Genomic DNA, 13,054 nt, shown 5'->3' on the forward strand with positions numbered 1-13,054 from the left:
CGGGTCTGGCCGTTTAGTTCGCTGCTCGGGCAGTCCTGGCTCGCTCGGAAAGCACATTAAGTGCTTTCCGGCTCGTGCGGAACTCGCGACGAACTAAACGGCCAGACCCGCATGTCAGCTCGTCATCATCCCGGTGGGTATCTGATAAAAGAAGGTGCGCCGGCTTGCGCCGGCGCTTAATAAGGGGTTTAGTCGGTAGCCATCTTTTTTGCTGCAGACTCGACGTAGCTTGCCATCTCATCGACGTCGCAGACGTCTTCGAAGCGGACGGGTTTGGACTCGAGTTCGGCGAGCTGTGCCGGGGCGACCGTGTTGGTTGCCTGCTCGAGCACGCGCATGGCCTCAAAGTCGTCTTCGGGAACGTTAAGCCCCAGGGCGTCGCAGCAGGCGCGCGGGAACTTGTAGGGGCTGGCGGTCGAAAGCAGCACGCGAGCCTTGGCGCCCTCGGCGGGAGCGACCTTTTCAAAGACGTGATAGCCGCAAGCGGTGTGCGGGTCGATCACGTAGCCGTTGGCGTCCCAGCAACTCTTGATGGCAGCGCGGACCTCGTCCTCGCTGGCCCAGCCGCAGCCAAAGACGCTCTGAATCTTGGCCAGCAGCTCGGCGGGTACCTCGTAGCGACCGGTCTGTGCCAACTGCTCCATAAGGCCGGCAACGAGTTCGCAGTCGCCATCGGACAGGAAGTACAGCATGCGCTCCAGGTTAGAGCTGATGAGGATGTCCATCGACGGCGAGATGGTCGTGAAGAACGGGCGGTTACGGTCGTAGACGCCGGTGGTCAGGAAGTCGGCAAGCACGTTGTTCTTGTCGCTCGCGACGATGAGCTTGGCGACGGGCAGGCCCATGCGCTTGGCGTAGTAGCCGGCCAAGATATCGCCAAAGTTGCCGGTGGGCACACAGAACTCTACGGCGTCGCCAGCCTCGATAGCGCCGGCGCGCAGCAGCTGCGCATAGGCGGCAAAGTAGTAGACGACCTGCGGTACCAGACGGCCGACATTGATAGAGTTGGCGCTCGAAAGCACCGTGCCGGCGGCTTCCAGGCGCTCGGCAAGCTCCTTATCGGCAAAGATGCGCTTGACGGCGCTCTGGGCGTCGTCAAAGTTGCCGCGGATGCCGCAGACGGCGACGTTGTCGCCCTCCTGCGTGGACATCTGCAGGTTCTGGACGCGGCTAACCTTGCCCTCGGGATAAAAGACGGTGATGCCCGTGCCCGGAGCGTCGGCAAAACCGGCGAGCGCAGCCTTGCCCGTGTCGCCCGACGTGGCGGTGACGATCATGATGCGCTCGGCGCCGCCGTCCTTGGCGGAAGTGCGGGCCATCAGACGGGGGAGCATCTGCAGGGCGACGTCCTTGAAGGCGCTCGTGGGGCCGCCAAAGAGCTCCATCACATAGGTCTGAGGGGCGTCAGCGCCCGGCGCAGCGTCGAGTTTGACGAGCGGCGTAACCTCTTCACTCGCGAACGTGCCGCGGTATGCCTCGTCGACACACGCCGAAATTTCTTCGGCCGTGTAATCATTCAGTAACATTCCCAACACATCTTGAGCGATTTCAAAGTACGATTTATCTGTAAGCGAGCTGATATCGACCTGCTGGGTGCCGAGCTCGTCCGAGACAAACAAACCCCCGTCGGGAGCGATGCCGGTACGGATTGCCACCTTACTTGAGCACGATAAAGTGCGTCCTCGTGTACTATGATAAGTTCCCATATAACACTGCTCCTCGGATGCCTTGGTCCCAATCGGTGAAACCATGGTATCAGAGCGCGCAAAATAGGTTCGCAGAGGCTTTTTAGAAAGGTAACCTCCAGCCCATGATTAAGATTGCCAAGTTTGGCGGCTCGTCGGTCGCCGACGCCGAACACTTCAAAAAGATCAAGGCCATCGTCGACGCCGACCCTGCCCGCCGTTTTGTGGTGGTTTCCGCCTGCGGCCGCCGCTTTAAGGGCGACACCAAGGTGACCGACCTGCTCTACCTGGTTAACGCGCACGTTAAGTATCACGTGTCGTGCGAGGAGCTACTCGAGGACATTGGCCAGCGCTATTTTGATATCGCTGACGAGCTGGAGCTCACCTATCCCATCCGCGAGGAGTTTGCGGCCTTTGCCGAGCGCGCCCGCTCAGGCGGCTACTCCACCGAGGAGCTTGTGAGCCGCGGCGAGTACTTTACCGCTCGCCTGATGGCCGAGTACCTGGGCCTGCCGTTCCTGGACGCCGCGACGGTCGTTGCGTTCCATCACGACGGTACGCTCAGCATGAATCGTACCTCCGAGCTGGTGCAGGAGTACGGTCAGCAGGGCGGCTTTGTTATGCCCGGTTTCTACGGCGCGACGCGTGAGGGCCAGATCAAGCTGCTCGACCGTGGCGGCGGCGATATTTCCGGCGCGATTCTGGCCAAGTGCCTGGGCGCCGATCTGTACGAGAACTGGACCGACGTCTCGGGCTTCTATTCTGCCGATCCGCGTATTGTTCCCGAGGCTCAGCCCATCGCCCGCGTTACCTACGAGGAGCTGCGCGAGCTTTCGTACATGGGCGCAAGCGTCCTGCACGAGGAGGCTGTGTTCCCCGTGCGCGAGGCGGGTATTCCGCTGGTCATCAAGAACACCAATGCGCCGCAGGACCCCGGCACCATCATTAGCGAGACGGCTGACGAGGGCGAGGCGGAGCCCATCATTACCGGCGTGACCGGCAAGCGCGGTTTTGTCGCCATCAACGTCGCCCGCGACCGCACCAAGCCCCGTGTCGGCTTTATGCGCCGTGCGCTTTCGGTCTTCGAGCGCTATGACGTTTCCGTTGAGCACATGCCCACCGGTGTCGACCGCTTTGGCGCCGTGGTGCAGGAGCAGGACGTTCACGATTCGCTGTACTCGCTTGTGAGCGACATTCAGCAGGAGGTCGAGCCGCTCGAGATCGAGGTTGTCGAGGGCTTGGCGCTCATCGCTACCGTCGGTCGTAACCTGCGCGGCCGCGCGGGTATCTCGGGCCACCTGTTTGGCATGCTTGGCCAGGCCGGCGTGAGCGTGCGCATGATTTCGCAGAGCTGCGACGAGATCAACATCATTATCGGTGTTGAGGAGAAAGACTTCGACCTGGCGATTCAGACCATTTACCGTGCCTTCTCCGACGAGAACGGCATTGTGAAGGTCTCCGACTTGGAGGCTCCCACGCCGGTCGATCCCACCCTGGCTGCGCTCAAAAAGTAGCGACTGCTCGGTAGATTTTTTGGGTCATGTCTCAAAAATCTACGGCGGGGCGTTTCGTTTCGGTTTCGTTTCGACGGGGCGGGTTTCGTGTCCGCCCCGTTCTTGTATACACTGGCAACAATAATCAGCCTGCTCGGCGTGCGGGCAAAAGCCAAAACCTTTAAAGGGGGAAGCATGAAACAGTATACGGTTGCTATTTTGGGCGCGACGGGAGCCGTGGGCACCCAGATGCTCGAGTGCCTCAACGAGCAGGAGTTCCCGGTCGGCAAGCTTAAGCTGCTGGCGAGCGCGCGTTCTGTGGGCAAGACCGTCGAGTTCCGCGGCGAGCAGATCGTGATCGAAGAGGCTTGTCCCGAGGCCTTTGAGGGCTGTGACATTGTGCTTGGAGCCGCCGGCGACGACATCGCGAAGGAGCTACTGCCCGAGGCCGTCAAGCGCGGCGCCGTCGTGGTCGACAACAGCCACGCCTTCCGCATGGATCCTGAGGTGCCGCTGGTCGTGCCCGAGATCAATGCCGACGACATCAAGTGGCATCACGGCCTTATCGCCAATCCCAACTGCGCGACCATCATCGGCCTGGTTCCCACGTGGCCGCTGCATCAGCTCGCCGGCGTGAAGCGCATGATTGTCTCGACGTATCAGGCGGCTTCGGGTGCTGGCGCTCCCGGTATGGCCGAGCTCGAGGCTCAACTGGCCGCCCTAGGCCGTGGAGAGGAGATTCCCGAGCCGCGTGCATTTGCCGCCCAGCTCGCGAGCAACCTGATTCCGCAGATTGGCGGCGTCAAGGAAGAGGGCTTTACCTCCGAGGAGATGAAGCTGCAAAACGAGGGCCGCAAGATCATGCACCTGCCCGAGCTGCGCGTGAACTGCACCTGCGTGCGCGTGCCCGTGCTGCGCTCGCACTCCGAGAGCATTACGCTTGAGTTTGAGCGCGACATTACGGTTGACGAGGCCCGTGCTGCGCTGGCTGCCGCTCCCGGCGTCAAGCTGGTTGACGATATGGCTGCCGAGGATGCACACGACCGCTTCCCCATGCCGATGGACACCTCCGATCAGGATCTGATTTGGGTCGGTCGCGTGCGCCGCGACATCTCGAACCCCGAGGCTGCGCGCGGCATCACTTTCTGGTGCTGCGGCGACCAAATCCGTAAGGGCGCGGCAACCAACGCCGTCCAGATCGCTAAGCTGCTCTGCGAGTAAGTTGACCTGTCCGGCGGGGGCCGGGCTTAGTTTTCAGAACGTCCTCGACCATGTGTGGCGCCTTGTCCTGCTCCTTCGGAGCCGCGGACAAGGTGCCACACTGGTCTGCGGAGTGTTCTGAAAGCTAAGCCCGGCCCCCGCCTGCGGTGACTCGGCTGCGAGCAGTCTGCGATGGGACCGTTGTTGGTTGGGGCCGCTGGGCTGATGGGAGCACGTGGCTGTTGTGGGCCCTGGTCCCGGCGGCGGCCTCGGCGCTTCGCGCCTGCCGCCTTTGGGGACTTTGGGGTCGTGCGGCAGCTGCGGCGCTGCACGCCTGCTGCTTTGGGTGACTTTGGGGTCGATTGGGGTTGTCTGCACAGTTCGCGGTATTATGTTTGCGGAGTTTTGAAAGGAGCCGCTGGTGGTCACGACGACGTTTGCTTCGCCTTTGGGCGAAATCCTGCTTGCCGCTGATGGCCGCGGTTTGACGGGGCTTTGGTTTGAGGGGCAGGAGCACTTTGGCTCCACGCTTCTCAAAGAAGATCCCGAACATGTTGAAGGCGCCGATGCGGTTTCTGGTGCTGGCGGCATGTCTTCGGTGAATCCGACAAACGGTGCTGCCTCGTCGGTACTTGAGCGTTCTTGGGCTTGGCTGAATGCTTATTTTGCGGGGCAGGAGCCTCGGTTTACGCCGCCGTTGCATATGATTGGTACGGCGTTTCAGCGCGAGGTTTGGTTTGAGCTGCTTTCTATCCCGCGTGGCGAGGTCGCTACGTATGGTGAGATCGCCCAGCGTGTTGCGGCTCGACATCGTGTACCGGGAAACGAAGCACCCGTTGCGTCTCCCCGTGCTGTGGGGGCCGCGGTCGCGCGTAATCCCATTTCGATTATTGTGCCGTGCCATCGCGTGGTTGCCGCCGACGGTTCGCTCAACGGATATGCCGGCGGCCTCGACCGCAAGGAGTGGCTGCTGCGGCTTGAGGGCGCGTACGAAGAGTAACGCTCGAGTACTTTGCCTGTAGTAGCCGACTTCGACCAAAGCTCGCTCGAGTTCGCTTTGATCAGAGCACTTAAGACCCTTGTTTTCTGTCAATAGTGCTATCTGTTCGTTGATGGATATCCACGACTTCTGGTATTTCATTTAAGCCTCTTGATATAAAAAGAGCTGGAGTTGCGCATCGTTGAGAGGCTTTCCAGCTTTAGAGACATAAAATTATAAGATACGATGACCTGCGTCAAGGAAGCCGCCAGATGACCTTGGAGCGGCTGGTTGGCTGGCTTAAAACCTAGCGCGTGAAATGACGCTCCACGCTATTCAGCGCGCTTGATAGGATGACGAACCACGGTCTTTAGTTTCTCCGGCGCACACTTGCGTGGATCGGAGAGATAGATTTCGTGATGTAAACGGGTATCTGAGAAGTCGGGGACATAGCCCTGCTCGGTCGTGTATTCATGCATAGCGTTTACGGTCGCCGGTTCGTTGTCGTAGGGCCCGGTGTGCATGCATTGAACGCAGAGGCCCTCGTCAACTTTAAGCAGCTCGACGGCAGAAAAGTCAAGTTTCTTTTTGGTCGTGGCTTCCGCGACTGCCCAGTCAAAGTCATCTCGGGTGACGAAATCGGGCAGGCGAATGCACGAGATAAAGTTGAAATCGTCCTTGCGTACATAATCGATGTCGCCGCTCGGGGAGTCTTGCCACCAGAAACCCTCGAGCGGCGGTACCACAAAGTCGAAATAGCCCTTGATACTCCTTGAGCCTTTCTTCGACATCTTGACGGTATAGGCGATGCCGTAAAGCAGCGGCAGGGCGTTTTGATACTCGCCACCTTCGGTATTTGGGTCGCCCTTTCCGCGAACGGCAACGTAGCTCATAGGCGGGACAGTTACGATGCTCGGCCTGCTTGCAGGTTTGTAGAGCTCCTTGCATTCCTTCTTAAAGTCGAACGCCATGTTGGCCGCCTTTCTGCGTATTGGCCTGCTTAGATAACGGAATCATATCATAGAAACGAACAGCTGTTCGAATGATTTTGCTGACAGATAGAGATGCGTGCGTTGTGTTTGGCGGTCGGCCTGACCCCGTCGATGATTTCTCTGCCTTCCCGGCGCTTGCCTGCGCTCCCCGTTTCCCCATATAAAACCTGCCAAAATGAACCTGTCCCTTTTTTGTCGGCGTGTAATGGGTAATACTAAAGAGTTATCCGACCAGATGGGAATTAATCGATGGCTTATATCGAATTCAAAGACGTCATCAAGGCGTACGGAGAGGGCGATGCCCGCATTCACGCGCTCGACGGCGCGAGCTTTACCGTTGAGCGCGGTGAGCTCGCCATTATCCTGGGCGCCTCGGGTGCCGGCAAGACCACGGCGCTCAACATCCTGGGCGGCATGGACACGGTAACCTCCGGCACCGTAACGGTGGACGGGCGCGACGTGAGTGCTGCCAACGAGGCGCAGCTTGTGGAATACCGCCGCGCCGACGTGGGCTTTGTCTTCCAGTTCTACAATCTGGTTCCCAACCTGACGGCCCTCGAAAACGTTGAGCTCGCAGCTCAGATCTGCCCCGATTCGCTCGATGCCGAACAGACGCTTCGCCAGGTTGGCCTGGGCGAGCGCCTCGCCAACTTCCCCGCGCAGCTTTCGGGCGGCGAGCAGCAACGCGTGTCCATTGCCCGCGCACTGGCCAAGAACCCCAAGCTACTTTTGTGCGACGAGCCCACGGGTGCCCTCGACTACAAAACTGGCAAGCAAATCTTACAGTTGTTGCAGGACACCTGTCGCAAGCAGGGCATTACGGTCATTATCATCACCCACAATTCTGCACTGGCGCCCATGGCCGACCGCCTGATCCGCTTTAAGAGCGGCCGCGTGGAGAGCGAGACGGTCCAGCAAAATCCCGTGCCTATCGAGACGATCGAGTGGTAGCGCCCATGGATCAGGACCGCCAAAACAGCCAAAGCCGCGACGCGCAGAACACGGAGCGCGAGCAGGATTTTACGACCTACCGCGCCGCTCAAAGCTCAAACGATATGGTGCCGACGGTATTTCGCCGTGGCATCTACCGCACGATTCGTGGCAGTCTTAAGCGCTTCCTATCTATCGTGGTCATCACCGCGCTTGGCGTGAGCGTGATGTGCGGCCTTAAGGCAGGCTGCGAGGATTTGTGCGATTCGGTCGACGCCTATTTTGACCAGCAGAATGTCTATGACATTAACGTGCAGTCGACCTATGGCCTTACGCGCGACGATCTTGCGGCTATCCAAGAGGTCGACGGCGTCGAGACGGCCGAGGGCATTTACACCGAGACCGCCTACACCGCCGTGGGCACAACGCGCGAGCGCGTGGTTGTGCAAAGTCTTTCCAAGGAGAACATCGATCAGCCAGTGCTCGTGAACGGCGATTTGCCCGAGAGCGCCGATGAGGTCGCGGTAACTTCGAAGTTCTTGAAGGCTTCGGGCAAAAAGCTCGGCGATACCGTGAGTTTTGCCGCCAATGACGCAAGCTCGTCGAACCAAAGTGCCAAGGATCAGTTTGCCGCGGGCGATTACACCATTACGGCCGAGGTCCTCGACCCCACCGACGTGAGCTCCGACTCGACCGTCAACGCCTTTCGCGCTGCTTCGGCGGCGGACTATAAGTTCTATGTGAGCGAGGACGCCGCGACATCTTCTTCCTACTCTGCGGTCCACGTGATCGTCGAGGGAGCCAAGAGTCTTAACTCCTATTCAGATGCCTACACGACAAAGATCAACGAGGTTAAAGGCAATATCGAGAAGATCCGCGAGGAGCGTGAGAAGGCGCGCGCTCAGGAGCTGACGGTCGACACGCCGGCGAGCCTTGACGCGGCCGAGCGCCAGGCGGAGATGCTCTTTGGGGTTGAGCAGAGAAACATCGATCGCATGGCCGAAGGCAGCGAAGAGCGCGCCCAGGCGCAGGCCGATTTGGACCAGCGTCGCGCCGCTGCCGACCAGCAGTTCGCCGATGCCCGCGCCGAGCTCTCTGACTTGGGCGAATGCACCTGGTACATCCAGGATCGCGGCAACATCGCAAGCTACTCGAGCGTGGAAAGCGATAGCTCGTCAATTGAGGCCATCGCCACGGTGTTCCCGTTTATCTTCTTTATCGTCGCCGTGCTCATCAGCCTTACCACCGCTACGCGCATGGTCGAGGAGGAGCGCACGCTTATTGGCCTGTACAAGGCGCTCGGCTATTCACGTGGGCGTATTCTGTCCAAATACGTGGACTACTCGCTGTGGGCGTGTCTGATCGGCGGCGTGCTCGGCAACATCATCGGATTTGTGGGCCTGCCGCTGTTCCTGTTTACGGTGTTCGACGACATGTACTCGCTGCCCCAGATGCTGCTTTCGTACGACATCGTGTCGTCGCTCGTGTCGGTGGCGCTGTTTGCCGTGGGCGTGGTGGGCGCTACGATTATCGCCTGCCGCCACGAGATGTCCGAGACCCCAGCCTCGCTTATGCGTCCCAAGGCCCCGCGTGCCGGCTCGCGCATCTTGCTTGAGCGCATCGGCTTTATCTGGCGTCGCATGGGCTTTTTGAACAAGGTGGCGGCGCGTAACCTGTTCCGCTACAAAAAGCGCGCCTTTATGACCATCTTTGGCATCGCGGGCTGCACAGCGCTTGTAATTTGCGGCATGGGCATTCGTGATACGTCGGTCGCGCTGTCGCCCAAGCAGTACGGCCACGTCACGCGCTACGATCTGCTGGCGGTCGCCAATCCCGACGATTTTTCGCAGACGTGCGCGGCATTGGATGGGCGCAGCGCGGCCAATGATTCCAACGTGACCGTGACTTCGACGCTGCCGATTATGACCGACAACGTCACCTTTACATTCGGCGGAAAGAGCGAGACCGTGCAGCTCATCGTGATTCCCGACGACCGCACGGGTGACTTGGGCGATTACGTGCGCCTGGAGGATGAGTCCAAAGAACCGCTGTCTTTGCGTGACGGAGACGTGTATCTGAGTAAGAGTTCACAGCTGGTGCTGGGGATTCAGCCGGGCGATACGGCTCACGTCCAGGATTCGTCGCTCAATGTTGCCAAGGTCAAAGTCAGCGACATTTCGCTTAACTATCTGGGCAACACGCTTTACATGACGCAGGGCACCTATGAGCGTACGTTCGGTCGAAGCGCACGCCTTAACGGCGTCTTTGTGCTGCTTAAGGGTTCGTCGGTCGACCAGATTGCATTTAGCAAGAATCTTAAGAGTGACGGTTGGCTCACGATTTCGAGTACGGCCGAGCATTGGGAGAACTATGAAGCGAACTTTACAATTATCAATTCCGTCGTGGTGCTCGTGACCTTTATGGCGGCGTGCCTGTCGTTTGTGGTGGTGTTTACGCTGTCCAACACCAACATTTCGGAGCGCAAGCGCGAACTGGCAACCATCAAGGTGCTGGGCTTCCGCCGCGGCGAGGTGCACCACTACGTCAACAAGGAGACGTTGATCCTCACGGCGATCGGCGCTGCGCTGGGCGTGCCGCTGGGCGGCTTGCTGGCCGAGAGTTTTACGTACATTTTGCAGATGCCGTCGCTGTACTTTGACGTCGAAGTCGAGCCGCTGAGCTACGTGCTTGCCGTGGTGCTTTCCTTTGGCTTTACGTTTATCGTCAACCTCGCTACCAATCGTACCCTCAACAAGATCGACATGGTCGGCGCCCTCAAAAGCGCCGAGTAACCTGCCTGGGATTCAAGCTGTAGCGAGCTGTAATGTACCACAACCGCATTTTTGCATAAACCGCCCCGCCGATTGCATATTTCGGCGGGGCGGTTGCTTTTTGCCCGCGGGTACCCCAGGGGGCGACGTGCAAATTCCGGAGTATTCAGCATCCCGGAGCCCGCGGGTGCGGGAGCGGGCGCACAAAAGCGCATTGAAAGCCTGACTTTGAGCTCCGGCGCCTCGAGGACCGCTCATTTTTTTTGCAGAATGCGGCCCGCGGCGCCTGTCTCTCGTCCAAAATCCAGTATGCAGGCACCCTCGGCTGCTGAATACTCCCAAAAATGCACGCCGCATCCTACCCCAGGCACTTGCAGCAAGAAGACGAATAGCCTCGGCCTCCCCGGTTACCGCAGGAGGCCCCAGGGCTTACCTCCCAAATCTTTCCGCAGGACGGAAGGACCCCGCCGCGCGAAGCGCACAGCGGGGTCCTGACATGTCCGAGGACGATTTGGGAGGTAAGCCCTGGGGGCCTCCGATGGGGGCGGTTCCAGCCGAGGCTATTCGTCGCCGAAGCTGATGCCCAACGCCTTGGCCTCGCGCACTAGATCGCTCTGGGGGTCGACGTACTTGAGCTTGCCAGCGACCTCCTCGAGCGGCATGTGGCACATCTTGCCGTCACGCAGGGCAATCATGTAGCCAAACTCGCCGCGTAGGCAGCCCAGCGCGGCCTCGACGCCGCACTGGGTCGCAAAGATGCGGTCCTGGGCGTCGGGCTGACCGCCGCGCTGCGTGTGGCCGGGGATGGCGACGCGGGTCTCGCGACCGGTCTTGGCCTCGATCTCCTTGGCGATGTCGTAGACGATCGACGGGCTCGTGCGCTCGGCGAGCTTTTTCTTGTACTCCTTCTTGGACAGCGCCGCGTCCTCCTTGGAGATAGCGCCCTCGGCGACGGCTACAATCGTAAAGCGGCTGCCGGTTTCCATGCGATGCTCGATGGTCTTGATGACGTTATCCATGTCGTAGGGGATCTCGGGAATCAAGATGACATCCGCGCCGCCCGCGACGCCGGCATACAGCGGGATCCAGCCAACCTTGTGGCCCATGATCTCGATAACGAACACGCGGCCGTGGCTCGAAGCGGTGGTGTGGATGTCGTCGATGCACTTGGTGGCGACGTCGATGGCGCTCGTAAAGCCAAACGTCAGCTCGGTGCCCCATGTGTCGTTATCGATGGTCTTGGGCAGCGCGATAACGTTGAGGCCCTCTTCGCGCAGGCGGTTGGCGGTCTTGGTGGAGCCGTTACCGCCCAGCATAAACAGACAGTCGAGCTGTAGCTTGTGATAGGTGTGGACCATTGCCGGCACTTTCTCGACGCCGTCGGCCTCGGGAATATCCAGGCGCTTGAACGGCGTGCGGCTCGTGCCAAGGATAGTGCCGCCGCGGGTGAGGATGCCGCTAAAATCGGCGGGCGTCATGACGCGGAACCTGCAGTAGATAAGGCCCTGGTAGCCGTCCTCAAAACCATAGATCTCGATAGGTTCTTCGCTATTGGTCATAAGCGTTTTGACAATGCCGCGCATGGTGGCATTGAGCGCTTGGCAGTCGCCGCCACTGGTAAGAAGACCGATCCTAAGCATGATGAATCCTTCCGGGCAAGTTATAACATGCGCATAAGTTTACCCCCGTACACTGTTGATACGGGGGTAAAACGTGTTAGCTCAAGCGTATAGAAATGTAAACAACGTCAGGCGAGCGTAAGGTCGACGGGCCTGGCTCCTTACAGTGCGAAGGCGTCGACGTCGCCCCAGTGGCGGCGCAGCGTAATAGCGGCGGCGGGTTCGGTATTGTCAAAGACGACCGACCATTGCGTATTGCTGGTGATGTCTTCCGGATTGGGCTCTTGCGCTGCGGCGCGCAGGGCTTCCCAGGCAATCGTTTCGTCCTGGGCACCGACATGGGCGTCAAGGACATCGGCGATTGCGACGGCGCGCTCTTTACCATGGCCCAGCTCGCCATTCTTTTGGTTGGGCAGCACTTCGTCGCCATAGCAGGCGTAGAAGTTCGTAACCTGGCGTACAGGAGTCGCGTTGAAAGCGCGGTCCGGATCGCGCAGATCCCACTCTACTACGCGCGCGTCACCGGCGGCGTCGTTGATAAAGAAGTGGTAATCGCGTCCTGCCATGGCGTGCATGTCGTAGGCGGAAAGCAGGTCGACAGCTTCTTGCGTGGTGGCGGCACGGTCGAGCACCAGGCGGATGGCGAGCGAGGTATTGATGACGGGGCGTTGCGTGTCCTGGTCACAGGGCTTGGAATCCAGAGTGAGTACGGCAATGGACACGCCGCATTCGTTAACACCGTCGAGCTGGGCAAACGGGCCCATGAGTGCGGCGGCGCGTCCGGCGACGGAGCCAAGCGGAGTGTTATCGCCCAGGTTGTTAAGGGCGGCAAACCCGATGGAGGCATAGCCGCCGCGTGGGTGATTGCGCACCAGCAGCGCCGAGGTGTCGTCCTTAAAGTCGTAATTGCGACCGGTGCGCACGCGGCCTTCGGCATCTACGGCGACAAAAGCGCTGCAGGCAAACTGGGGCGCCTGGACATGTGCCGGCACACCGGGCAGCATCTGCGCCACCACGGCATCGATGTAGGCCTGGTCGTCGCGCACGCCAGCGGCGATGATGCGATCAAGATCGTAGTCGTAGGCGATGTCGATTGCGTACAGGTCATAGCCATCCGCGTAGCCGGTCAAGCGTTTGAGCGACGCGGCGGACTTGATTTGCTTGTGATAAACGATACCGGTGGCAGCGGCAAGGCCGACGGCGGCTCCCGCGACACCGCAGGCGATGGCAATGTTACGTGGCTTCATAACGGCTCCTCTCGTCCTGTTAGCGTAATTGTCGCAAAAGGAGCGCGGGCATGATGGCTCAACTTGGTGAGCGGCGCGGGATTAAACATGGAATGAAGACCGCGGCGCTGGCGTGGCGGGGTATGCTGGAGGGGACCA

The 13,054-nt window shown here is 59.9% G+C and carries 9 protein-coding genes; 5 read left to right on the top strand and 4 right to left on the bottom strand.

What is annotated here, in order from left to right; translation table 11 throughout:
- Positions 1-188 precede the first annotated feature (188 nt).
- Positions 189-1,706, bottom strand: coding sequence for a threonine synthase (gene thrC / locus AAA021_RS06710; RefSeq protein WP_349088553.1), 1,518 nt, complete (start codon positions 1,704-1,706; stop codon positions 189-191).
- A 104-nt stretch (positions 1,707-1,810) separates the two neighbouring features.
- Here thrC and AAA021_RS06715 point away from each other — a divergent pair, with 104 nt between their 5' ends.
- The 3 genes from AAA021_RS06715 to AAA021_RS06725 all read left to right on the top strand — a co-directional run bounded on the left by AAA021_RS06715 (position 1,811) and on the right by AAA021_RS06725 (position 5,378).
- Positions 1,811-3,199 carry an aspartate kinase gene (locus AAA021_RS06715; RefSeq protein ID WP_349088555.1) on the top strand — a complete coding sequence of 463 codons (1,389 nt, stop codon included), beginning with the start codon at positions 1,811-1,813 and terminating at the stop codon, positions 3,197-3,199.
- 174 nt (positions 3,200-3,373) lie between these two features.
- Complete coding sequence (locus tag AAA021_RS06720) at positions 3,374-4,399, top strand: aspartate-semialdehyde dehydrogenase (RefSeq protein ID WP_349088557.1); 1,026 nt, start codon at positions 3,374-3,376, stop codon at positions 4,397-4,399.
- A gap of 400 nt (positions 4,400-4,799) precedes the next feature.
- Positions 4,800-5,378 carry a methylated-DNA--[protein]-cysteine S-methyltransferase gene (locus tag AAA021_RS06725; protein ID WP_349088560.1) on the top strand — a complete coding sequence of 193 codons (579 nt, stop codon included), beginning with the start codon at positions 4,800-4,802 and terminating at the stop codon, positions 5,376-5,378.
- A gap of 311 nt (positions 5,379-5,689) precedes the next feature.
- Here the strand turns inward: AAA021_RS06725 and AAA021_RS06730 are convergent, their stop codons facing one another.
- Positions 5,690-6,328 (bottom strand): GyrI-like domain-containing protein, encoded by a 639-nt coding sequence (locus AAA021_RS06730; protein ID WP_349088561.1) that lies wholly within the window; start codon positions 6,326-6,328, stop codon positions 5,690-5,692.
- A 270-nt stretch (positions 6,329-6,598) separates the two neighbouring features.
- Between AAA021_RS06730 and AAA021_RS06735 the strand changes: the two genes are divergently transcribed.
- Both AAA021_RS06735 and AAA021_RS06740 read left to right on the top strand, forming a co-directional pair.
- Positions 6,599-7,300, top strand: coding sequence for an ABC transporter ATP-binding protein (locus tag AAA021_RS06735; protein WP_055310763.1), 702 nt, complete (start codon positions 6,599-6,601; stop codon positions 7,298-7,300).
- A gap of 5 nt (positions 7,301-7,305) precedes the next feature.
- Complete coding sequence (locus AAA021_RS06740; RefSeq protein ID WP_349088562.1) at positions 7,306-10,071, top strand: ABC transporter permease; 2,766 nt, start codon at positions 7,306-7,308, stop codon at positions 10,069-10,071.
- 539 nt (positions 10,072-10,610) lie between these two features.
- On the opposite strand, the gene AAA021_RS06745 is transcribed toward AAA021_RS06740, so the two are convergent.
- On the bottom strand, positions 10,611-11,690 hold the full coding sequence (locus tag AAA021_RS06745; protein ID WP_349088564.1) for an ATP-dependent 6-phosphofructokinase: 1,080 nt from the start codon (positions 11,688-11,690) through the stop codon (positions 10,611-10,613).
- A gap of 140 nt (positions 11,691-11,830) precedes the next feature.
- Positions 11,831-12,916, bottom strand: a complete 1,086-nt coding sequence (locus AAA021_RS06750; RefSeq protein WP_349088565.1) for a carcinine hydrolase/isopenicillin-N N-acyltransferase family protein — start codon at positions 12,914-12,916, stop codon at positions 11,831-11,833.
- Positions 12,917-13,054: the final 138 nt, after the last annotated feature.

Origin of the sequence: Collinsella sp. CLA-JM-H32, assembly GCF_040098165.1 — a bacterium.
In the GTDB taxonomy this organism is placed as follows: domain Bacteria; phylum Actinomycetota; class Coriobacteriia; order Coriobacteriales; family Coriobacteriaceae; genus Collinsella.

Coding starts and splice junctions, on each gene's coding strand:
- thrC (WP_349088553.1), bottom strand. CDS start 1,706: ATGGGAACTTATCATAGTACACGAGGACGCACTTTATCGTGCTCAAGT.
- AAA021_RS06750 (WP_349088565.1), bottom strand. CDS start 12,916: ATGAAGCCACGTAACATTGCCATCGCCTGCGGTGTCGCGGGAGCCGCC.
- AAA021_RS06745 (WP_349088564.1), bottom strand. CDS start 11,690: ATGCTTAGGATCGGTCTTCTTACCAGTGGCGGCGACTGCCAAGCGCTC.
- AAA021_RS06715 (WP_349088555.1), top strand. CDS start 1,811: ATGATTAAGATTGCCAAGTTTGGCGGCTCGTCGGTCGCCGACGCCGAA.
- AAA021_RS06740 (WP_349088562.1), top strand. CDS start 7,306: ATGGATCAGGACCGCCAAAACAGCCAAAGCCGCGACGCGCAGAACACG.
- AAA021_RS06720 (WP_349088557.1), top strand. CDS start 3,374: ATGAAACAGTATACGGTTGCTATTTTGGGCGCGACGGGAGCCGTGGGC.
- AAA021_RS06730 (WP_349088561.1), bottom strand. CDS start 6,328: ATGGCGTTCGACTTTAAGAAGGAATGCAAGGAGCTCTACAAACCTGCA.
- AAA021_RS06735 (WP_055310763.1), top strand. CDS start 6,599: ATGGCTTATATCGAATTCAAAGACGTCATCAAGGCGTACGGAGAGGGC.